Origin of the sequence: Clostridium sp. FS41 (genome assembly GCF_000954015.1) — a bacterium.
Lineage (GTDB): Bacteria > Bacillota > Clostridia > Lachnospirales > Lachnospiraceae > Enterocloster > Enterocloster citroniae.
This window is the reverse complement of record NZ_JYHN01000047.1, coordinates 1-20,815: the sequence shown is the minus strand read 5'-3', so window position 1 is coordinate 20,815 and position 20,815 is coordinate 1. Positions and strand designations below refer to the sequence as shown.

Below are 20,815 nucleotides of genomic sequence, written 5' to 3'. Positions count from 1 at the left end.
TGTTATCATGCGGAAGCCAGAGGGCAGAAGCATCCTCCCCCATTCAAATAGCGGTCGCCAGGTGTCACAGCCTGGCGGCTGACTTGGTTGATACCAAACCAATGCGCAAAGGTATCCGCATCCCGGCCGCGCAGTGCTAGGGAACATTGTACTGGCGCATCGGGTATCCAGAGCCTGGATACTTAGATGCAGGTACACGATTGTAATGGCCGGAAATTTGTATACAATTTTATATCCGGGATACACTATCACCGAGGTGATAAAAAATGGAGCAGAAAGAGCATAATTCAGCAAGCGAGTTAGAAGCAAAGGCCAAGGTAGTAGAAACGTTCAATCCTCATTGGAATGAGGGGGAGTTTTTAGGACCGAATACTTTGAGACAGAAAAAAGATATTGATAAATATGGTGAAGAGGAGTCCTAAGGGCTTCTCTTTTTCTATGAATTATAACAGCCAGATTGGAAGGTGAGGTGGTTTGGGCTATGAAGACATAAAAGGCAAGGGGTTTGATAAGCGAACCACTAGCGAACTACTGGAAATTGCATCAAAAGGCGGCAAGGCATCTGGGGAAGCCAGGAGGCGTAAGGCAGACTTCCGGCGCACCCTCAATATGCTGTTAACAGCAGAAATAGACAGCCCGGAGTGGACACCGGTCTTAAATGCACTGGGGCTTGACAGCACCCTGGAAAGCGCTGTAAATGCTGCCGTGATTAAAAAGGCGCTGGCAGGCAATGTGAGGGCCTATGAGGCCATTCGCGATACCCTGGGGCAGACGCTTAAGTCCGACTTAGATATTGAGGAGCAACTGGCTAAGATAGTCCACCTGAAAGCCCAGGCGGAGGCATTACAACCAAATACAGACAATGACCAACCGGTCAAGTACACGGGCATCCCATCCAACATGGTAGCCCCAGTATTTGCTCCGGTTGTTTTTGATATACAGGAGCATGGACATACAGAGTATGTATTCCCTGGCGGCCGTGGATCCACGAAGTCATCTTTCATATCCCTGGAAGTCATTGACCTTATCATGAACAATGACCAGATGCATGCGGTTGTCATGCGTCAGGTGGCCGATACATTGCGCGGATCTGTATATCAGCAGATTCTATGGGCGATCGAAGCACTAGACCTGTCAGACGAGTTCCATGCAACTGTCAGCCCAATGGAGATCACCCGGATTAGCACCGGTCAAAAAATATACTTCCGTGGTGCCGATGATCCTGGTAAGGTCAAGTCCATCAAGGTGCCATTCGGATATATTGGCATTCTGTGGCTGGAGGAGTTGGACCAGTTCACTGGGCCGGAGTCGGTACGTAAGATTGAGCAGTCTGTCATCCGTGGTGGTGATGTGGCTTATATATTTAAGTCATTCAACCCGCCGAAGACGGCCAGCAACTGGGCCAATAAGTACATCAAGATCCCGAAGGCATCCAGACTGGTGACGGAAAGCACTTATCTGGACGTGCCGCCTAAATGGCTGGGCAAGCCATTCCTGGAGGAGGCAGAGTTCCTAAAGGAAACAAATCCAGATGCTTATGAGAATGAGTATATAGGCGTGGCCAATGGAAGCGGCGGCAGTGTCTTTGACAACGTGACGATCCGAGAGATAACAGATACGGAGATTGTCCAGTTTGACTATATTCTGAATGGTGTTGACTGGGGCTGGTACCCAGACTTGTATGCTTTTGTACGCACTCATTATGATCCAGCGCGGCACAGGCTGTACATCTGGCAGGAGTATACCTGCAATAAGCAGAGCAATCGACAGACGGCAAATAAACTGATCGAGCTGGGAATCACGGGCAATGATCTTATCATCTGTGACAGCGCGGAGAATAAGTCCGTTGGGGACTATCGTGCCTATGGGCTGCTGGCAAAAGCTGCAGAGAAGGGGCCCGGAAGCAGGGAGTATTCCTTTAAGTGGTTGCAGTCTTTACGGGAGATTGTCATTGATAACGTCCGGTGCCCGGTGGCGGCCCAAGAGTTTATGGATTATGAGTATGAGCGGGACAAGGACGGCAATGTGATCAGCGGATATCCGGATGGAAACGATCACTGTATTGACGCTACAAGGTATGCGACCAATCGGATCTGGAAGAAGAAAGGCCAATAAAGGCGGGTGATGGATTGTTTGATAGACTAAAAAACGCAGTAAAGGGGGTGTTTCGCAGGATGTTTCCAATTAGGACTTTAAAGGAGCTGTTTGGCCAGGATATTGCAATCAGCCAAGACATGATTACAGCAATTGAGAAGTGGGCGGCAATGTATCGCGGTGAGGCCCCATGGGTGGACGACCAGGTGGACTCACTCCAGATAGAGCAGGGGATCTGCCGCGAGTTTGCAAATGTATGCCTGAATGAAATGGAATCCAGCATATCTGTTGAGCAGATGGACAGGATATATCAGTCTGCTATCCGGGATCTGAACGAGAATCTACAGAGCGGGCTTGCTCTAGGATCCTTTTGTATTAAGCCACTGGGAGAGGATAAGGTGGAGTACATCACTCAGGAGCGGTTCATCCCTTTGAAGTTTGATGCACACGGCCGGCTAACACGGGTGGCGTTCGTGGATGTTAAAAAGGTGGCAGATCATGATTATTTTATTCGTTTTGAAGTACATACTTGGGATGAAACCAAAGTGCTCAATATCCAGAACTTTGCATACAGATCTTCAGATATGAATAATATTGGCCGGTCAGTGCCACTCGATATGGTGGAAGATTGGGCCGGACTCCCAGAGGATACGACCTATGTGGGAGTGGAACGGCCCGACTTTGGCTATTACCGTAACCCCATCAAAAATGAAGTAGATGGATCTCCCTGCGGGGTGTCTGTCTACCAGTCAGCTATCAAGTTGATCAAAAAGACAGACATGCAGTTTGGTCGTCTGGATTGGGAGTTTGAAAGCGGCGAGCGTGTTATACATGTGGATGTTGTTGCGCTGCAGAAAGCGCCTGTTTTAGGGCAGGATAGCAGGGTGCAGTTGGAGATGCCAAAACTCAACAGACGGTTATACCGTGGACTGAATCTTGATGGGAAGTCGGGAGAAGAGTTATACAAGGAGTATAGTCCGGAGTTTCGGGATCAGAGTATCATTAATGGATTGAATGCTTATTTGCGGCGGATTGAATTTAATGTCTGTTTATCCTATGGCGACCTGTCTGACGTAAATGATGTGGACAAGACAGCCACGGAAGCTAAAATCGCCAAGAAACGAAAATACAATATGGTTAAGGCCATCCAGTCTAACCTCAAGGATTGTCTGGAGGATCTAGCCTATGCCCTGGCTTTTTATAATGCGCTCACTCAATCCGGGTATGAGTTTCTGTGCACCTTTAAAGACAGCATACTGATAGATGAGGAAGAAGAACGCCAGCAGGACAGACAGGATGTAGCAATGGGCGTAATGTCCCTGGCAGAATACAGGGCCAAGTGGTACGGCGAAACCCTGGAGGAGGCAGCCAAGAACCTGCCGGAACCAGCATTGACGGAGGAGTGAGGATATGAAGTTAAAAGATCTATGGGTCAGGATAGGAAATATAGAAATATCATCAAAAGATATGACTAAACTATCGCTTGAATGTGGGAAAGCAGTAATAGAGTATAATGAACCAAATACACCGAAGGGAGTGTCAAAGTTTTCCAGGCTTGTATGCCGTCCAAGCGAAGTTGAATTTATATGTCCATACGAGGCTAGTGAAAAACATAGAGATATCACAGGGAGTGTGACCAAGACTACGTTTTGCACGAAGGAATGCCCTTATGACACCTGAGGAACTGGAGAAGCTGCCAAAGCCGCTTGAACGCACCATGACAGCTTTGGAACTGTCCATCATGGACGAAATCATACAGCGTATCAAGGAAGCTGCGCAGGTTACGCCGGTCATTGACTGGCTGCTGATCAGGATGGACGCCATAGGGACAAGCCGGATCCGGATTAAGCAACTGATTGGTAAGGCATTGGAAAAGACTGACCTTCAGGTGGATGATATCTATGAGCAGGCAGCGCGGTCTGATTACATACGCAACAAGGAGATTTACGAGGCTGCTGGTAGGGATTATTTACCTTACAGGGACAATCAATGGCTCCAGCAGGTCGTGGATGCAGCCAAGCGGCAGACCAAGGATACATTGAGGCCACTGGAAAACATCACACAGACTACCGGATTTAACGTGCCAATGGGCGGCGGTAAAAAAGTGTTTACTCCGTTGTCAGAGTATCTGGAACGCAGCCTGGATAAGGCCATGCTGGGGATTACCACGGGCACCAAGACATATAGTCAGGCTATCGGTGATGTGATTGATGAGATGACGGCCAGCGGCATCCGTACCGTAGATTATGCATCTGGCAAGTCTGATCGGATCGAGGTGGCAGCAAGACGTGCAGTGATGACAGGTGTCGCCCAGATGACAGCGAAAATTGTGGAAAAAAACATGGAGGAATTAGGTACAGAATATGTTGAGGTAGATTGGCACATGGGAAGTCGCCCTTCACATATGGTTTGGCAAGGAAAAGTTTTTAAGTGGAATAAATAGTGCTTGACTTTTGGGCCACATAAGTATATGATATATTTATGGGCTACAAAAGTGAGGTGATAATATGAGTCCACGAACAGGCAGACCAACAGATAACCCTAAATCAAGTCCTATTCACGTTCGCCTAGATAAAGAGAGTGCAGAAGTACTTGACAAGTATTGTGAACAGGAAGGAATAAAAAGAACAGAGGGTATAAGACAGGGCATAAAACTGCTTGAAAACAAAATAAAAAAATAAGGAATTCCGCCCCGACCAAAGTTTGGAATCCCTTATTTGCAAGTAGAAGTTTCCTTCCATGAAATATCATATCATGGATTGAGACTTCTTTCAAGAACCTAATTTGAAAGGAGTTTTTATTATGGGTAGAGTAAAGAAAACTATGCAGTTAGTTGAGAAGTCTATAGGTCGTATCAATGATAATTATGATATGTGTACAGAGAATGTTGAGGATATAAGAAAGGCAAGTCGAGATTTCTACGATTTAATTTGTAATGGATTCCGATTCGGCTATATGCAAGGCATGAAAGCCGCCAAGGCAGAAATGAAGAAGGGCGGTGTTATAAATGGGTAAAATGAAAAATCTCCAGGGCCAGAGGTTTGGCCGTTTGACAGTTATAGAATATGCCGGTAAGGATAAAAATTGCCGTGCCTTATGGAAATGTAAATGCGATTGTGGGAACGAAACAACGGTTAGTAGTTTATTACTATTGCAAAATAAAACACAATCTTGTGGATGTTTGCATACTGAGCAACTAAAAGCAAGGAGCACAAAACACGGACAAAGACATACAAGACTTTATAGAATATGGATGCATATGAAATATCGGTGTAGCCCGGCGGCTAAAGGGATACATAGGAGAAGATATTATGAAAAAGGTATCCGTGTATGTGAGGACTGGGAGAAGAGTTTTATAGATTTTTATAATTGGGCAATGTTGGAAGGATATACAGATGATTTAACAATAGATAGAATAGACAATAATGGAGATTATGAACCGAGTAACTGTAGATGGATAACGCAAAAAGCGCAATGTAGCAACAGGGAAACAAATCAGTTATTTGAATATGACGGGAAAGTACAGACGATTATGCAATGGGCGGATGAGTATGGAATTAACTATGAAAAATTGAGAAAACGTCTTATTTATTCAAACTGGGATATAGAAAAGGCGCTTACAACACCATGATAATTATAGCGAGAGAGTCAACATAGAGTTGGCTCTTTTTGTTGTTTGAGAAAAGGAGGTGGTGTAAATATGGCAGATAATGATTATCCGGATTTTGTGGAGAGTACAGGCTATGGAACCATGTTAGGCTTGTGCGGAATTAACTGTTATCATTAACGTATTTTGGCCTTTTATACCAGGAATCAGTAAACGCAAGTACACGGATGAGTGGCTGGCGGAGCAAAATAAACAAGAATTAGAAAAGAAAGAGTTTAGAGGTAAACAGTATTCCCAGTACGAAGCGTTGCAGCACCAGCGGAAGTTAGAGCGTACTATCCGAAAACAGAAGCAGGATGTGGAGCTGCTGGAGAGCGGTGAAGCCGACAAGGAGGAGATCGTAGCTGCTAAGTGCCGGCTACGGCTGACTAATAAGACCTATGTGGATTTTTCGAGGGAGATGGGATTGCGGCAACAACGAGAACGTCTAAGGATACCAAAATAGAAAAGCTGCGATATCGCAACGGAAAGAGAGGACAAAGAATGAAGAGATTATTTATTTCTCAGCCAATGAGAGGCAAGACAGATGAGCAGATCCTTGCTGAGAGAGAAAAGGCCGTCCGGTCAGCCAAAGAGTATTTAGGAGAAGAAGTGGAAGTAATTGATACTTTCTATACGGACTTCTCCAAAGACGCAAAGCCACTGGAATATATAGCAAGAAGCATCAAGGACCTGGCTACTGCTGATATCGCCTATTTTGCGCCTGGATGGAATGATTTCAGAGGATGTAAGATCGAGCACATGTGTGCAGTGGAGTATGGAATGGATCGGATTGAGGAATAAGCACGCAGGACTATCCTGGGTGTTATTTTTATACTTAAAATTGCCCGGCACGGCGTAAAACTACCACCACAAGGGATGCGACCCCGTATAAAAGCGTAGTGAGAAAGGAGCAGTATGAAACGAAAATTTTTAGAGGATATGGGCCTAACCAAGGAGCAGGTTGATAGTATCATGGCTGAAAATGGCAGTGATATTGAGTCTGCCAAGGGAGATCTGGAACAGACTAAAGCAGAACTAGAACAGACCAAAACACAGCTTCAGGAGGCTAATACCACAATTGATGGATTCAAGGACTATGATCAGGTAAAGGCTCAGGTCGAAGAATACAAGACAAAATATGAGCAGTCCAAAACAGAGTATGAGGCTAAGATTACTGATATGCAGTTTCGGGCCTCTCTGGAGGCGGCTATTACAGCTGCTGGAGGGCGTAATGCAAAAGCCATTGGAGCCCTGATTGATATTGACACCCTGAAAGCATCCAAGGACCAGACTGCTGATATCAAAGCAGCTATTGAGGCGTGCCAGAAAGAAAATGGGTATCTTTTTGGCGCCACAGAACCCATCAACAATCCTGTAGGGTCAACCAAGGGTGCGGCGCTGGGAATCACAAAAGAGCAGTTCAAAGCCATGGGATATAAAGAACGGCTTGACTTAAAACAGAACAACCCAGAAAAATATACAGAACTGAAAGGAGATAATTAATTATGCCAGGTATGATTTTTGGAATACCCTTTGACGAGGAACTTTTCCTTGACATGTGGAATGAGGCACCGGATCCGTACTATACCGCTATGATTCAGTCCGGGGCAGTGGTGGAGGATTCAACGATTGCAGGAATGATCCAGAGCCACGGCAACATTTATACGATCCCGTTTTACAACACCTTGGAAGGTGAGGACCTGAACTACGATGGACAGACAGACATTACTGTAGAGGAAGTCGGCGGCGGATCTCAGACAGGCGTTGTCTATGGCCGTGCAAAAGGCTTTTTTGCTCGTAATTTTACTGCAGAGCTTTCTGGTGGTGATCCAATGGGACACATTGTATCATCCGTTGCCAGGTATTGGCAGAAGCGGCGCCAGATGCGGCTGATCGGTATTTCTGATGCAATCTTTGGGATTACGGGCGCGAGTGGCTATGCCAAGAAGTGGGCGGATGGTCACACGTTAGAGCTGACATCTTCCACAGCGGAAGCGAGGAAAATCAAGGAAACTGATCTAAATGATCTGGCCACGGAGGCGTGTGGAGATCACAAAGACCAGTTCAGTCTTGTAATCATGCATTCCAATGTAGCTAGGACTCTTGAAAATCTCCAACTTCTGGAATTCTGGAAACAGACTGATGCCAACGGGGTTCAGAGGCCGATGGCGCTGGGGTCCGTGAATGGGTATACAGTCATTGTGGATGACGGTGTACCAGTAGAGAAGGTTGGTGGCGATGGAGCCAATAAAGATCTGGCTAAATACACCACCTATCTGTTTGGAAGCGGAGTTATCCGTACCGCACGTGGCAGAGTTGATGTGCCTGTGGAGACAGTGAGGGACGCTAAAAAGAATGGCGGACAGGACGAACTGATCACTCGTATGCGCGAGACCATCCACCCCAACGGATTTAGCTTTAAGATTCCATCTTCTGGCTGGACAGAATCCCCGACAGATGCCCAGCTTTTTGCTAAAGCCAACTGGGACATTAAGTTTGACCCGAAGGCTCTTCCAATCGCTCGCCTTATCACTAACGGCTGATCAGGGAGGTGATGCTGATGCAGGCATACACTGACGAGATGTACTATATCAATGATTACCTAAAAGGAAGGAAGCCGGTCATCACAACTGGCTTCCCATTTTATGCCAGGTCTGCCAGCCAGGCCATTGACCGCTATACATTCAACCGGCTGAAGACGGTGTCAGAGGTTCCGGAGGAAGTACAGATGTGCTGCTGCGAACTTGCTGAGACAGAGTTTAACAGAGAGAAGCAGCAGAAGGAATCCGGAGGAAAGACATCAGAAAAGATTGGCACCTATTCAGTCGGCTTTGCCAGCGTCCAGGAGTCAGCACAGGCTATGGCTAAAGAGCAGCGTAGCATCATCATGAAATGGCTGGCAGATACCGGCCTGTGTTACCAGGGGGTGTGATATGTATACCAATGCAGATGTGACGCTGTATTTATACAGCAAAGAGGGGAAGGCCGAGAAGTACACCAGAATGCCCATAGAGGGTGTGTACTGGGAGGACGTGAGACAGTCCACCTATCTTAAGACTGGCCAGAGAGACAGCACATCCGTCCTCCTGGTTATCCCGCTGGAGAGCCTGGATGAACCTATTAAACTTACTCAGGGCAAGGACCTGATTGTCAAAGGCATCATTGAGGATGAGATAGACTGTAGCAGCCAGGAGGCTATGTCAAAGTCCCTGGCAGCTCTTAAGGCAGCCTATGGATTCCTGACAGTGGTTACGGTAGATGAACGGCTGTATGGCAGCGAGTCCGTGCAACATTATGAGTTGGCCTGCAAGTAGGAGGCGATCCGGTGAAAGTACAATTTAACATAAAGGATAAGGAAACCGTCTTGCAAAATCATGGGTTGCAGAAAGGCGGTCCAGTGCAAAAGCTGGTTGATTCAGAGGCCATGCGGTACATGAGTGACTACATGCCGCGCAGACAGGCAGGAGAACTGGAACATATGATGGTCATGGCCACAGTGATTGGCTCCGGTCAGATTGATATACCGGGTCCATATGCCCATTATCTGCACGAGGGAATTGTCTATGTTGATCCGAAGTACAATTGTGCCGGGTGGATATCAAATACCCCTGGAAAATATTTTGGGCAGTGGTATTCACGTAAAGGGGTAATAAAAGAGCCTACGAACCGGGAGTTGACCTATGCCGGCGCCCCAATGCGGGGAAAGAAGTGGTTTGACCGCATGAAGGCCGACCATAAGGATGATATACTACAGGCGGCCCAGGCTTTGGCAGACAGAGGAGGGAAGTAATTGACAATCATAGATTTTATGAGGCAGAAACTGACGGAGTATCCCAAAATATCGGAGTTTCTGGTTGATGGAGATATCCATGTGGATTTCACGGCGCCGGGCTCCAGTTATGGCCTGTCCAGCAATGGAGACAGCCTGGTCAAGGAGGACATGCTGGGTAACCATACCCGCCGACACAATTTCGCCATGTACGCGGTGGCGCCTTCCTTTACGGATTACTGCCGGCTGGCCAACAGCAATTTTTTGCTGGAGTTGGGATACTGGCTGGACAGCTTGCCGGAAGAGGGAGGAATCACCGCATATATAGACGGACAGGAGGCTCCAGCCAGATTCCAAAAGGCAACTACATCTAACGCAATGGCTATGCAGCCCATGGGGGAAACAGTTAATGACGGTATCCTGTATCAGATACAGATACAGGTCACATACAAAATAGAAAGTGAGGAATTTTAAATGGCAGAAACGATCACAGGAAAGATTAAACGTAAATTTATGGCCAACTACATTGATGCAGCCCCTCCGTCTGAATCCAAGGAATCCTACGTCCGTTTGGGGAAAGACCTGGAAGAGTACATTGTAGAGATGAACGCCAATGTAGAAACTAAGAATAATATCTGGGGTGAGACGTCCGTTACACTGGACAGCTATCAGCCCCAGGCCAGTGTGGAGCCATACTATGCCGAAATCGGAGAGCCGCTGTTTGAGCGTCTTCAGGGAATCGTGGATGAACAGCAGACCTTGGATGATCTGAAAACCAGTGTAGTTGAGGTCCATCTGTGGGATCCGGTTGAGGCGGCAGACGGCACATACGTGGCTTACAAAGAGGATGCGATCATAGAGGTATCCAGCTATGGCGGTGATACGACCGGATATCAGATCCCATTTAATGTGCACCATACCGGAAATAGGGTTAAGGGTAAGTTTGTGCTCTCCACAAGGACTTTTACAGCAGATACCTGAACAGAAGCGCGGGCGGCAGCAGATCTGCCTGCGGTATATCTAATTGATCACGAGGAGGTAGAGCCTGATGGCGAAAATGAAGAACTTATCATTTAATGATGGATACGAGAGTTTTACGATCAATGACGATCCCACGCGGATTATCCGGTTTAACCCGGCTGACCCTGAAATCATCAACCGTGTGTTGGATGTGCAGAGACATTTTAAAGATTATAAGCCTCCTGCAGAAATAGAACTAAATCCGGACGGAAGTCCCAAGGGGGACTTGGAAAAGAGCGGAGCGTACATAGGGGAATTTACAGCGGAGATGCGGAAAGCGTTTAACGGTATTTTCCTTTCAGATGTATATGATACGATCTTTGCTGGTCAATCCCCATTATGCATAATTGGTCAGAAATATCTGTACGAGGAAGTCCTGGACAGTCTGCTTGTGCTGATGAAGCCTGCGGTTGAGACATACAACAAGAAGAACCGGGAGAAGATGAACAAGTATCTGAAGGACATCAAGCAATGATTGGCGTACTACCCACCAGCCTTGATATAGGTGACATCAGTTATCCCATAGAGACGGATTATCGAAATATACTGGTCTTCCTGGCGGCTTGCGGGGATCCGGATCTTTCGGCCGCAGAGAAGCTGGAAATCCTCATGAAACGTTTATACCGTGACGGATTTGACGAGATACCGAAGGAGCACATGGAGGAGGCGATCCTGCGAGCCAAGTGGTTCGTGGACTGCGGCCAGGAAGATGATGACGAGAAGCCGGCCAGGAAGGTGATGGACTGGGAACAGGACGAGCCAATCCTGTTTCCGGCGATCAACAAGGTTGCTGGCATGGAGACCAGGGCGGTTCCATACATCCACTGGTGGACATTTTCTGGATATTTTATGGAGATCGAGGAGGGAACCTTTTCCACGGTCCTGGGTATCCGGCAAAAGAAGGCCAAAGGAAAGAAACTGGAAAAGTGGGAGCAAGAGTTTTATCGGAACAACAAAAAGCTTTGTGATGTCAAAAGACGGTATACCGAAGAGGAACAAGCGGAGATTGAGTATTGGAATAAATTGTTGGGTTAAGGCGCTGGATGAGCGTCTTATTTTTATGCGCAGGCAGGAGGTGACGACATGGCAGCAGGCGGCAGTGATGGTAGTTTAAGGTTTGATACAGCGATCAATATAGATGGATTCGAGGATGGCATTTCTACCCTTTCAAAGGCAATGGACCGGTTGACGAAGGCCGTGGACCGGTTATCCACCAACATCCTGAACCGATTTAACGGAGCGGGACAGGCAATGGCCGAGACTGCCAGCAGCGCAGAGAGCACATCGGATGCAGTGGAGACAATTGGTGATGCGGCTGATAAGTCAGCAGCGCAGGTTAAAAGCCTGCAAGAGCAGATGGACGCGATCAGTGTCCACGATTGGCAGGACAATGCATCAGACGTTGCATCTTCCGCGCCGGTTGCCGCTCCAGTTGCAACTCCTGCTGAATCACTAAATTATGACCCCAAAGCAATGGCGGCGGTATTCGGGGAAGAGGCAGCGCAGATACAGAACTATGCCGATGCAGTTGTGCGATATGGTGAGCAGGGGGCCGCAGCCTTAAACCAGATGGATCTGGAAGCACAGGCCCTAAAACAGCAGATGGACCAGCTAAAAGTGCAGGATATGGAAGCTGTACAGGCAACCCCCAGGGAGGTAGTTGCGGTGCCGGTAAGCCCGGAATCCATGAATTATGATCCCGGAGCGATGGCCGCAGTATTTGGTGAGGTAGCTTCCAAAATCCACAACTGGGCCGAAGCGGTGGAACAATATGGAGGTCAGGCTAGCATGGCCATGAATGGACTGCAACAGAATGCAGCAGAAGCAGAACAGGCTGTGTCGGAAGCGTCCAACCAAGGTGCAGAGCAGGCCCAGGGGTATGTAGGGGTTAAGGAGTCGATCCTGAATGCATTTAAAACTGTACCACAGGCATTCAGCCAGATACCGGCAGTAGCCAAAAAGGAGTTGTCCAAGGTGCCTGGAATTGTAAAGAGTGCATTTTCATCCGCCGCCCGGACAGTGACCAGTTTTGGAAAGATGCTGGGAAGAGGACTGGCCAACAAAGCAAAGCAGGCCGTGTCCAGTCTCAAAGGATTGGGAAAGTCATCAAACAAGGCAAGCCAATGTGTTTTTAAGTTAGCCAACATGTTTAAACTCATGCTCATCCGTATGGCCATGAGGGCAGCCATTCAGGGCGTAAAGGAGGGCATGCAGAACCTGGTGCAATATTCAGACAGTGCGAACCAGGCCATGTCTGGTCTTATGACCAATATGACATACCTCAAGAATAGCTTTGCAGCAGCATTTGCGCCGATCCTGTCCATTGTGGCGCCGGTACTTAATACACTGATCAATCTGTTGGCAACAGCGGTTGGATACATAAATCAGTTCTTTTCTGCGCTGGGTGGTGGGAGCACATTTGTCCGAGCCAAGAAAGCCAATGAAGATTATGCAGCCAGCCTTAAAAAGACAGGGGGTGCTGCGAACGCAGCCGGTAAAGAGGCCAAGAAAGCCCTGGCTCCATTTGATGACCTTGTGCAGATACAACAGCAGAGCGCGGATGATTCTGGGGGCGGAGGAGGCGGGGCCAGCCCATCCGAAATGTTTGAGACAGTTGGGATTGATCAAGGTATCAGTGACTTTGCCAACAAGCTGAAAGAGATGTTTGCAGCTGGAGACTGGGAAGGTATTGGACAACTGATCGGCCAGAAAATCAACGAGGCCGTGCAAAGTTTCACGGAGTTCATCAGCTGGGATAATGTAGGGGCGCAGATAACAGCTTTTGTAACAGCTTTTACAACTATGTTTAATAGCTTGGTAGCCACCATTGATTGGTATGCCATTGGTATCATGTTCGGTACCGGCATCAACACTCTGGCCAATACTCTATATCTGCTGCTTACCCAGATTGACTGGTTTATGTTGGGGAGTGCGCTGGGGATAGGGCTGATGGGGATGATTGATACGGTTGACTGGAACCTGTTTGGTGCAACAATAGGGGCCTTTTTCCAGGCCAAGATATCCGGTCTTCTTGGATTCGTTCTGGCTGTAGACTGGGGATCAATCGGCGCAGCTATAGCAACATGCCTCATGGGCCTTACAGGCCAGATTGACTGGGCACAGCTAGGGTATCTTTTTGCTGCCGGGCTCAATGCAGCCTTTGCCATATTGGGGGAATTTGCAACTACGTTCGATTGGATTGAATTTGGTACCCAGCTTGCAACCAGCCTAAGTACATTTTTCCAGACCTTTGACTGGGCAGGTGCCGGAACAGCCATCAGCGACATTGTGATAGGGATTTTAAATGCCCTCGTGACATTTATCACAGAAACGGACTGGTGGGCATTTGGTGATGGCGTGGCTACAGCATTGGAGCACATTGATTGGGCAACGGTTGCCAATAGACTCTTTGCAGTAATAGGAGCTGCGTTGGGTGGTATCGGCGCCATCATAGGAGGTCTGATTTCAGATGGTGTAGTTGCCGCGAAGGAATACTTCCAGAGCAAGATAGAGGAATGCGGCGGAAATGTGGTTGACGGAATCTTCAAAGGCATCATAGATGCCATGAAGGCTGTGGGAACCTGGGTACAGAACAATGTCTTCAAGCCATTCATGGATGCATTCAAAAGTGCCTTCGGCATCCACAGCCCATCCACAGTCATGGCAGGCATGGGGCAGTATTTGTGGGATGGATTTTGTAATGGCATTAAAGAGTTTTTCTCCAACCCCGGAGCATTCATTAAGCAGCATATCACGGATCCTTTCGTCAATGGCGTGAAAAGCCTTTTGGGTATTCATAGTCCGTCAACCGTTTTGGCTGGCATAGGCTCTAACACAGTGGCAGGATTCAATCAAGGAGTGACCAACGAGCAGACAGCATCTCAGAGTGTGATCAAGTCCTGGGCGACTGGGGTATCATCATGGTTTAAAGATAAGTTTGGTATCAGCAGCGGTGATTCCACGGAGTCCAAACAGTGGGCCACAAATATCCTGTCTGGATTTAATACCAGCGTCACGAAGAACTATACAAAGTCCCAGAGCGTCATGGAGACCTGGGCAGAGAATGTCAGGAAGTGGTTTGTGGGAGCAGATGATGTACAAGGCGTAAATGAATTGTCCTGGACTAAGTTTGCCGATACGATCATCCAGGCATTTAAGACTAAGATTGATGGCAGCCATACTGAAACCCAGTCACCCATGGAGACCTGGGCAAAGAATGTAAAGGAATGGTTCTGGGGCGACAGTGACCTGGAAGGAACCGGAGGGATGTATAAAGCATTTTATGACATGGCAAAGAGGATCAATGAGGGATTCGCCAATGGTATCTCTGACTTTGCTTACATGGCAAAGGATGCCATTAAAAGGTGGGCGAGAGAAGCCATGGAAGAGGCCGAGGAAGAGTTTGACATCAACTCGCCGTCTAAGGAGTTTTACGGCATAGCAGAGTATGTAGTGCGCGGATTTAACAACGGTATCAGTGCTATGGCGGCATCATCCCGCAGCACGGTCCAGAAGTGGCTGGATGGCGTCCTGGATGTGTTTGACGGTGTGGAGATCCAGTTGCCGATCGGTATCAACATCCCGAACGCAGCATCCTATCTGCCCAGGATGGCCAGCGGAACCGTTGTGCCGCCAAGGGCAGGCGAGATGTCCGCAAGCATGAGGAACACGGCAGGATACGGCCAGGAAGAGACACTGGGCTACCTGGTGGCTAAAATGGACGAGATGATAAGCCGCCTGCAGGCGGAAGGGAACCGGCCGATACAGATAGTCTTGAACTTGACCGGGAATCTGGCTGCACTGGCCCGGGTATTGAAACCGGAACTTGACAAAGAGGCAGCCCGCAAGGGCGTAAGCCTGGTAATCGTAGGAGGTACCTAATATGGATAATGTATTCTTGCTGGACGGCAGGGCATATAACGTTGAGGTGGAGAAGGATTCTCTGGAACGCAGCTTCGCGGTCACCGATTCAGAGCAGTCCGGACGTACCATGGACTACACCATGGACAGGGACATCATAGGGACCTTCTACAACTACACAATGAAGATCTACCCAAAGACGGATGACCTGGCATCCTATGATGCGTTTTACAACATCATATCCGATCCGAACTATGCAAGCCATGAGATGACATTTCCCTATGGCCAGGAAACGCTGACTTTCCAAGCTTACGTCAGCCAGGGTAAGGATAAGCTGCGGATCCGGAACGGGAAGAACATCTGGGGCATGGATGGGCTGTCCCTGAATTTTACGGCCATGGAGCCACAGAGGAGGCGGTAAGAGATGAAGTGGGACATAAGGGTAGAGACCAATGGACAGCAGCCGTACTCCTCCGTGGATGATCTAACAAGCTATGAACAGAACATGCCGCCATATGCCTACTGCCTGCCCCGATACGCTAAGATGGATGGGACGTACAGTAATGTGCCGGATGTGGTGGGGCATGGTCAGAATGGGTACATCAGCACGGCCCTGAGTGGCCAGGATGGGGCCTTTGGGGTGCCGCCAGTGATAACGGTCACCTTTGACCGACTTAAGACCAGCAATGGCGTGTCCATGGTTTTTAACAGGGTGTCTGGTGATTATGCCAGCCATTTGAGAATTGCCTGGTACAAGGATGCGGAACTGGTCCAGGAGCAGGAGTTTGCGCCAGATGGGGTGGAGTGCTTTTGCCGGGCCAAAGTACCGTTGTTTAACCAGCTGGTTATCACATTCCTGGAGACATGCCGGCCATACCGGTATCTGTGGCTGTCCGTACTGAAAAACCAAAGGATGACGGATGCCGGCGGACTTAAGATTGTCTATGATGATATTGCCCTGGGAGCCGCGGATGATCATACAGCTACAACGGATGACAAGGATTACTATGTTGACTTGCAGGACCTGAAGGTGGGCGTTGAGTTTCCAGATTATGCCCTGTGCCTGCCACGATATGCGAAGATGGATGGCGGGTATACCAACGCCCCGGACGAGCTGGTGGACATGGGATATGTCAGTGACAGCATATCGGATGCAGATGGGCGCTTCACGGCGCCTCCGGCATTGACATTCACGTTTGGTCAGAACCATTCCAGTGTGGGGATAACCTTGGCATTTAATGATTATTCTGGGGATTACTGTAGCGAGGTCAACATCAAATGGTATCGGGATGATACGCTGCTGGCTGATCAGGATTACTATCCGGATACATACAATTATTTTTGTTATGGAATCGTGGATTATTATAACAAGGTCGTTATCACATTCCTGGAGACCAGCAAGCCATACCGGAATGTATTCCTCACAGGGATTACCTGGGGCCTTATCCGTGTGTTTAAAGATGACGAGATCGAAGATATCAACTGTTTAACGGAACTGAATCCGATATCCGAAGAGGTCAGCATCAACACCATGGACTATGCAATCCGGAGCAAGTCAGAGTATGCGTTTGAGTTTCAAAAAAAGCAGAAGCAGACATTGTATTTTGATGAAGCAATCCTGGGTATTTTTTACCTGAAGGATGGAAAGCAGCTGGGGGAGAAACGGTACTCCGTGGAAACCCAAGATGCAGTAGGGATCTTGGATAACAATCAATTCATGGGTGGGATATACAGCAACACTCTTGTATCAGATATCCTGGACGGCATTATGGATGGGGAGGGGATCACCTATTTTCTGGATGATGCCTATGCAAGCACCACGGTAAGCGGATACCTGCCAATATGTACTAAACGTGCGGCCCTGCAGCAGCTTGCCTTTGCCATTGGCGCCCTGGTGGATACCAGTTACGACCGGCAGTTGTACATCTATCCACAGCAGACAGAGGTGACAGGAGAATTTACGGCCAGGGATATATTCTTGGGGCTGACCTTGGAGCACAGCGACATCATAACCGGGATCCGGCTGTATGCACATAGCTATGATCCAGGGATAGAAACGGCTCAGTTGTATAAAGGCAACCTTACCGGGACCACAAAAGTAGAGTTTTCGGAGCCGTATCACGGACTGTCAATCGCTGGTGGGACACTTGGGGATCACGGCGCCAACTATGCATACATTACTGGCACAGGCGGGGAAGTGGTACTGAATGGGATTAAGTATAACCACAGCATGGTCAGTTTGGTAAAGGAAAACCCGAAAATCACCCAGAACAAAAACATTGCCGAGGTCAAGGAGGCTACGCTGGTGACTGGTAGCAATGCCCAGGCAGTCCTGGATCGTGTCTATGATTATTATAGTAACAATGAGAGTATCAGTTTCCGGGCTGTCATAAACGATCAGGAACTAGGGAACCGTGTGAATGTAGTCACCGGAATCAAGGGAACCATGACAGGAAACATCACAAAGCTGGATTTTAAATTCAGCCGGCGCAAGATCACAGCGGAGGTGACAGTGAAATGAGTACGGTATTAGATACGCTGATAACGGATAGGACGGCGGATGACCTGGCCAATGATACGGATAGGGCATATATAGCCTATACGGACCTGAACCGTGTGGAGCAGGCATGTGCTCTGCTGGCTGGACTGCTGCATGTTGACATACGGACCAAGGTGTGGGGGATGGAGGACTTCCGGACGGACACAGAAATGGCCCGCTTATTGGGAAACATAAAAGCCTTGCGAGCGGCTTATTTTACAAAGACCAGCACGCCGGTCACCCCGGCAAAGATTACTTACGCAACGATCCAACAGGCCAATGATATCGAACAGATACTCAAGGATCTGGGAGATATGTATGACAGCATGGTGAGCGGACAGCAGCGCCTGGCATTTAAGCTGGGGACCCAGGCAATTGGAAACAGGAGGTAAACATGGCACTGAAAACCGATTATAAGGCGGATGTCTTTGAAGGCAACCGTAAATATCAGATTAGTACAGACGCGCAGGGGAAATCCGAGATTGTGGATGTGACTACATACAGTCAGGAGGGGGATTTATTTAAGCCCGAGGATATCAACGCCATCACCACAGAGATCAACCGCATGACAAGAGAAGTGGAGCTGACCTTACTGGCGGCCAATTGGAGCAGCACTGCCCCATATGCCCAAACGGTCAGCGTCCCCGGTCTAAAGGAGACAGATAAGGTGCAGATGATGAGCGCCATCAAGTCTACCACTGCGGTGGCCACGGCAAATACATGGGATAAGATGGGGGCGCTGGTTAAAGCGGGTATTGCCGGGGATGGAGAGGCTACATTTTACTGCCCGAAGAAAAAACCAACGTCAGATTTTAATATCAAGTTAGTGGGGGTGAGCGAGAATGAGTGATATTTTAATACCGGTAGCAGGCGGAGGTGGAACAGGGAGTGATGAATGCACGGCCTCCCTAGACTATGTTCTGGCAGGTAAAACAGCAATTGCAAGCGACAGTAATGACGAGCCAGGCAATGGTCGTATGACAGTCAACAGTTTGCTGTCTTTTAGTTGTGCCGCCTATTCTGGCCGCCGTATATTGGCAAAATGGCAGAATCCAAAGGCGGCGATCGGAAAACCTTACAGTGGTGTGATCATCCGCTACAGCACCAGCGTATATCCTGGTAAGACCGGGGGAACACAAATTTATAAGGGGGCTGGCAGTAACACTGCATCTGGGGGGCAGTCCCAGACATATCTGGACATGCCGGCACTTAATACAACCTATTACCTAAGCTGCACCCCATATGTGACCACTAATCAGGGGGATCTGCTTGGGGATACGCTTAATGCCACAGTCAAGACGTCCGCCGAACAGACAGTTACCATTAAGGCTACGCAGAATTACACGATCCCTGTGGGATTTAGTAAGATGGATACGTTTTGTGTTGGTGGAGGTGGAGGTGGAGCACGTGGTGAAGATGGCGATTCTTCCACTGCCGGACATGGCGGTGGAGGTGGTGGAGGTGGATATACCAATACCGTTACAGGGACTGCAATATCGGCAGGGCAGGTATTGGCTTGCACAATAGGTGCAGGTGGAAGCTCTGCTACAAATCCTATAGATGGTGGGACTACCAGTATTATAAGATCTGGAACCACGATCAATTCTGCCGCAGGTGGAAAAAGCTGTGGATTTGCATATTCAAGCGGCGGGAATGGGGGCTCTGGTGGAGGCTCTGGTGGTTATTGGCACTCCAACAGCGCACAAAACGCAGGTGGATCCGGTGGTTCAAACGGTGGTGATGGCGGAGGTAATCTTACGCCGGGAAAAGGGCAGGGAACCACTACAAGAGCGTTTGGTTCATCTTCTGGCACAGCGTATTCTGGAGGCGGCGGAGCGGGTGGCGGAGGTACTGGCTCTTCTGCCAGAAATGCCGGAGCCGGGGGTGCCACGGGTGGAGGAAGAGGCGGCGATGGAGCTTACGCAATTTCGTCATCCTCAGAAGGAACAGAATGGTCATATGCAAAAAGCGGAACTACCGCAACAGCCAACACTGGAGGCGGCGGTGGAGGCGGTGGTGGAGGCGCCAGAAGTAGCATGTCAGCAAATGCGGAGGGTATGCCAGGGTCTGGCGCTTCTGGTATCATCTTGATTCGCTTATATTAAGGAGGTTTAGAAATGATAGCACATGAAGTATACGCACAGATTTTTAATGGAGAGGTAAAGGCCGTAGGCGTAGCTTATAGTTATGAGGACGCCAACCGTGTAGCCAGATGTGTCTATGGGGATGATGCATTTGCGGTAGACTGCCTGTATTGCCCCTGTCAAGAGGGCGATACATATGCAGATGGGATATTTTATACGCCAGATGGAACGGCAAGACCGTGGTTACCTACCCAGGAACAGCAGGTAGCGCAGTTGCAAGCAGAGAATCAGCAGATTAGGCAGGAAAATCAAGAGATGACCATGGTCCTTGCTGACATGATAGGGGGTGCAATGTAATGTTATCCAACATACAGCGTAACATCATCATGCGGGCTCTGCGGATCAGGAAAGGGCAAGGAGAAGAACCGGCAGACATCCTGGAGGGATACAAGAACCTGACAGAAGAGGAAAAGGCCGAGATCCTGACGGCTTTGGAAGAAGAATAGGAAAGGTGAGGTATATGAAAATGAGATTTTTAGACAAGTGTAATGCTGCCTATGGGGCAGCCGTAACGGTCCTGGTGGCCATACTGGGGCCATACTGGTACATATTTGCGGGGTATCTGCTTTGCAATATCCTGGACTGGCTGACTGGCTGGTACAAGGCTAGAAAGCTGGGACGAGAGTCAAGTAAGACTGGATTAAAAGGTATCCTAAAGAAACTGGGCTACTGGGTGATCATCCTGGTATCCTTTTTGATGCCGAAATTATTTATTGGTCTGGGACATGACATTCTGGGAC

Annotated in this window: 28 protein-coding genes; all 28 read left to right on the top strand. The window is 48.6% G+C overall.

Annotated features, from left to right (window positions below; genetic code table 11):
* Positions 1-266: 266 nt before the first annotated feature.
* The gene (locus CLFS41_RS30420; RefSeq protein ID WP_200895087.1) at positions 267-422 is read left to right on the top strand and encodes a hypothetical protein; all 156 of its coding nucleotides are present in this window, start codon (positions 267-269) and stop codon (positions 420-422) included.
* Positions 423-474: 52 nt separating this feature from the next.
* Positions 475-2,115 (top strand): PBSX family phage terminase large subunit, encoded by a 1,641-nt coding sequence (locus CLFS41_RS07915; RefSeq protein WP_082082531.1) that lies wholly within the window; start codon positions 475-477, stop codon positions 2,113-2,115.
* A gap of 59 nt (positions 2,116-2,174) precedes the next feature.
* Positions 2,175-3,500: a phage capsid protein gene (locus CLFS41_RS07910; RefSeq protein ID WP_082082530.1), complete on the top strand. Its 1,326-nt coding sequence runs from the start codon at positions 2,175-2,177 to the stop codon at positions 3,498-3,500.
* A 4-nt stretch (positions 3,501-3,504) separates the two neighbouring features.
* The gene (locus CLFS41_RS07905; protein ID WP_045091984.1) at positions 3,505-3,774 is read left to right on the top strand and encodes a hypothetical protein; all 270 of its coding nucleotides are present in this window, start codon (positions 3,505-3,507) and stop codon (positions 3,772-3,774) included.
* Positions 3,764-4,537 carry a phage minor capsid protein gene (locus tag CLFS41_RS07900; protein WP_242856794.1) on the top strand — a complete coding sequence of 258 codons (774 nt, stop codon included), beginning with the start codon at positions 3,764-3,766 and terminating at the stop codon, positions 4,535-4,537. The genes CLFS41_RS07905 and CLFS41_RS07900 overlap by 11 nt, the downstream gene beginning before the upstream one ends.
* Positions 4,538-4,601: 64 nt before the next feature.
* Positions 4,602-4,775: a hypothetical protein gene (locus tag CLFS41_RS30415; protein WP_200895086.1), complete on the top strand. Its 174-nt coding sequence runs from the start codon at positions 4,602-4,604 to the stop codon at positions 4,773-4,775.
* Between the two features lie 121 nt (positions 4,776-4,896).
* Positions 4,897-5,109 (top strand): hypothetical protein, encoded by a 213-nt coding sequence (locus CLFS41_RS07895; RefSeq protein WP_045091983.1) that lies wholly within the window; start codon positions 4,897-4,899, stop codon positions 5,107-5,109.
* Positions 5,102-5,725: a hypothetical protein gene (locus tag CLFS41_RS07890; RefSeq protein WP_045091982.1), complete on the top strand. Its 624-nt coding sequence runs from the start codon at positions 5,102-5,104 to the stop codon at positions 5,723-5,725. The genes CLFS41_RS07895 and CLFS41_RS07890 overlap by 8 nt, the downstream gene beginning before the upstream one ends.
* Positions 5,726-5,873: 148 nt before the next feature.
* On the top strand, positions 5,874-6,206 hold the full coding sequence (locus CLFS41_RS29360; protein ID WP_082082529.1) for a phage minor capsid protein: 333 nt from the start codon (positions 5,874-5,876) through the stop codon (positions 6,204-6,206).
* A gap of 38 nt (positions 6,207-6,244) precedes the next feature.
* Positions 6,245-6,544 (top strand): DUF4406 domain-containing protein, encoded by a 300-nt coding sequence (locus CLFS41_RS07880; protein WP_045091980.1) that lies wholly within the window; start codon positions 6,245-6,247, stop codon positions 6,542-6,544.
* Positions 6,545-6,658: 114 nt separating this feature from the next.
* Positions 6,659-7,246, top strand: a complete 588-nt coding sequence (locus CLFS41_RS07875; RefSeq protein WP_045091979.1) for a phage scaffolding protein — start codon at positions 6,659-6,661, stop codon at positions 7,244-7,246.
* 2 nt (positions 7,247-7,248) lie between these two features.
* Complete coding sequence (locus CLFS41_RS07870) at positions 7,249-8,286, top strand: hypothetical protein (protein WP_045091978.1); 1,038 nt, start codon at positions 7,249-7,251, stop codon at positions 8,284-8,286.
* 17 nt (positions 8,287-8,303) lie between these two features.
* Complete coding sequence (locus CLFS41_RS07865) at positions 8,304-8,675, top strand: hypothetical protein (RefSeq protein ID WP_045091977.1); 372 nt, start codon at positions 8,304-8,306, stop codon at positions 8,673-8,675.
* Between the two features lies 1 nt (position 8,676).
* Positions 8,677-9,057: a DUF6751 family protein gene (locus CLFS41_RS07860; protein ID WP_045091976.1), complete on the top strand. Its 381-nt coding sequence runs from the start codon at positions 8,677-8,679 to the stop codon at positions 9,055-9,057.
* A gap of 11 nt (positions 9,058-9,068) precedes the next feature.
* Positions 9,069-9,533 carry a minor capsid protein gene (locus tag CLFS41_RS07855; RefSeq protein ID WP_045091975.1) on the top strand — a complete coding sequence of 155 codons (465 nt, stop codon included), beginning with the start codon at positions 9,069-9,071 and terminating at the stop codon, positions 9,531-9,533.
* Positions 9,534-9,986, top strand: a complete 453-nt coding sequence (locus CLFS41_RS07850; protein WP_045091974.1) for a hypothetical protein — start codon at positions 9,534-9,536, stop codon at positions 9,984-9,986.
* Entirely contained in the window at positions 9,987-10,493 is a 507-nt protein-coding gene (locus CLFS41_RS07845) for a hypothetical protein (protein ID WP_045091973.1), read from the top strand.
* 67 nt (positions 10,494-10,560) lie between these two features.
* A complete protein-coding gene (locus CLFS41_RS07840; RefSeq protein ID WP_045091972.1) occupies positions 10,561-11,007 on the top strand; it encodes a hypothetical protein in 447 nt (148 codons plus the stop codon).
* Complete coding sequence (locus CLFS41_RS07835) at positions 11,004-11,567, top strand: Gp15 family bacteriophage protein (RefSeq protein WP_045091971.1); 564 nt, start codon at positions 11,004-11,006, stop codon at positions 11,565-11,567. Before CLFS41_RS07840 ends, CLFS41_RS07835 begins: the two co-directional genes overlap by 4 nt.
* A gap of 48 nt (positions 11,568-11,615) precedes the next feature.
* Entirely contained in the window at positions 11,616-15,413 is a 3,798-nt protein-coding gene (locus tag CLFS41_RS07830; RefSeq protein WP_045091970.1) for a hypothetical protein, read from the top strand.
* A 1-nt stretch (position 15,414) separates the two neighbouring features.
* Positions 15,415-15,813 carry a hypothetical protein gene (locus tag CLFS41_RS07825; RefSeq protein ID WP_045091969.1) on the top strand — a complete coding sequence of 133 codons (399 nt, stop codon included), beginning with the start codon at positions 15,415-15,417 and terminating at the stop codon, positions 15,811-15,813.
* Between the two features lie 3 nt (positions 15,814-15,816).
* Positions 15,817-17,913, top strand: a complete 2,097-nt coding sequence (locus CLFS41_RS07820) for a hypothetical protein (protein ID WP_045091968.1) — start codon at positions 15,817-15,819, stop codon at positions 17,911-17,913.
* Positions 17,910-18,323: a hypothetical protein gene (locus tag CLFS41_RS07815; RefSeq protein ID WP_045091967.1), complete on the top strand. Its 414-nt coding sequence runs from the start codon at positions 17,910-17,912 to the stop codon at positions 18,321-18,323. The genes CLFS41_RS07820 and CLFS41_RS07815 overlap by 4 nt, the downstream gene beginning before the upstream one ends.
* A gap of 2 nt (positions 18,324-18,325) precedes the next feature.
* Positions 18,326-18,781 carry a hypothetical protein gene (locus tag CLFS41_RS07810; protein WP_045091966.1) on the top strand — a complete coding sequence of 152 codons (456 nt, stop codon included), beginning with the start codon at positions 18,326-18,328 and terminating at the stop codon, positions 18,779-18,781.
* A 776-nt stretch (positions 18,782-19,557) separates the two neighbouring features.
* Positions 19,558-20,022 carry a hypothetical protein gene (locus CLFS41_RS30060; RefSeq protein WP_052665668.1) on the top strand — a complete coding sequence of 155 codons (465 nt, stop codon included), beginning with the start codon at positions 19,558-19,560 and terminating at the stop codon, positions 20,020-20,022.
* 26 nt (positions 20,023-20,048) lie between these two features.
* A complete protein-coding gene (locus CLFS41_RS07800) occupies positions 20,049-20,372 on the top strand; it encodes a hypothetical protein (RefSeq protein ID WP_045091964.1) in 324 nt (107 codons plus the stop codon).
* Entirely contained in the window at positions 20,372-20,521 is a 150-nt protein-coding gene (locus CLFS41_RS30410; RefSeq protein WP_200895085.1) for a hypothetical protein, read from the top strand. Before CLFS41_RS07800 ends, CLFS41_RS30410 begins: the two co-directional genes overlap by 1 nt.
* Positions 20,522-20,535: 14 nt before the next feature.
* Positions 20,536-20,815: phage holin family protein (locus CLFS41_RS07795; protein ID WP_045091963.1), on the top strand; the 280-nt coding region annotated here is incomplete at its 3' end.

Coding starts and splice junctions, on each gene's coding strand:
- CLFS41_RS07840 (WP_045091972.1), top strand. CDS start 10,561: ATGGCGAAAATGAAGAACTTATCATTTAATGATGGATACGAGAGTTTT.
- CLFS41_RS07810 (WP_045091966.1), top strand. CDS start 18,326: ATGGCACTGAAAACCGATTATAAGGCGGATGTCTTTGAAGGCAACCGT.
- CLFS41_RS07900 (WP_242856794.1), top strand. CDS start 3,764: ATGACACCTGAGGAACTGGAGAAGCTGCCAAAGCCGCTTGAACGCACC.
- CLFS41_RS30420 (WP_200895087.1), top strand. CDS start 267: ATGGAGCAGAAAGAGCATAATTCAGCAAGCGAGTTAGAAGCAAAGGCC.
- CLFS41_RS07865 (WP_045091977.1), top strand. CDS start 8,304: ATGCAGGCATACACTGACGAGATGTACTATATCAATGATTACCTAAAA.
- CLFS41_RS07830 (WP_045091970.1), top strand. CDS start 11,616: ATGGCAGCAGGCGGCAGTGATGGTAGTTTAAGGTTTGATACAGCGATC.
- CLFS41_RS07870 (WP_045091978.1), top strand. CDS start 7,249: ATGCCAGGTATGATTTTTGGAATACCCTTTGACGAGGAACTTTTCCTT.
- CLFS41_RS07905 (WP_045091984.1), top strand. CDS start 3,505: ATGAAGTTAAAAGATCTATGGGTCAGGATAGGAAATATAGAAATATCA.
- CLFS41_RS07820 (WP_045091968.1), top strand. CDS start 15,817: ATGAAGTGGGACATAAGGGTAGAGACCAATGGACAGCAGCCGTACTCC.
- CLFS41_RS07910 (WP_082082530.1), top strand. CDS start 2,175: ATGTTTCCAATTAGGACTTTAAAGGAGCTGTTTGGCCAGGATATTGCA.
- CLFS41_RS07880 (WP_045091980.1), top strand. CDS start 6,245: ATGAAGAGATTATTTATTTCTCAGCCAATGAGAGGCAAGACAGATGAG.
- CLFS41_RS07875 (WP_045091979.1), top strand. CDS start 6,659: ATGAAACGAAAATTTTTAGAGGATATGGGCCTAACCAAGGAGCAGGTT.
- CLFS41_RS07895 (WP_045091983.1), top strand. CDS start 4,897: ATGGGTAGAGTAAAGAAAACTATGCAGTTAGTTGAGAAGTCTATAGGT.
- CLFS41_RS07815 (WP_045091967.1), top strand. CDS start 17,910: ATGAGTACGGTATTAGATACGCTGATAACGGATAGGACGGCGGATGAC.
- CLFS41_RS07890 (WP_045091982.1), top strand. CDS start 5,102: ATGGGTAAAATGAAAAATCTCCAGGGCCAGAGGTTTGGCCGTTTGACA.
- CLFS41_RS07825 (WP_045091969.1), top strand. CDS start 15,415: ATGGATAATGTATTCTTGCTGGACGGCAGGGCATATAACGTTGAGGTG.
- CLFS41_RS07835 (WP_045091971.1), top strand. CDS start 11,004: ATGATTGGCGTACTACCCACCAGCCTTGATATAGGTGACATCAGTTAT.
- CLFS41_RS07845 (WP_045091973.1), top strand. CDS start 9,987: ATGGCAGAAACGATCACAGGAAAGATTAAACGTAAATTTATGGCCAAC.
- CLFS41_RS30415 (WP_200895086.1), top strand. CDS start 4,602: ATGAGTCCACGAACAGGCAGACCAACAGATAACCCTAAATCAAGTCCT.
- CLFS41_RS30410 (WP_200895085.1), top strand. CDS start 20,372: ATGTTATCCAACATACAGCGTAACATCATCATGCGGGCTCTGCGGATC.
- CLFS41_RS07800 (WP_045091964.1), top strand. CDS start 20,049: ATGATAGCACATGAAGTATACGCACAGATTTTTAATGGAGAGGTAAAG.
- CLFS41_RS07860 (WP_045091976.1), top strand. CDS start 8,677: ATGTATACCAATGCAGATGTGACGCTGTATTTATACAGCAAAGAGGGG.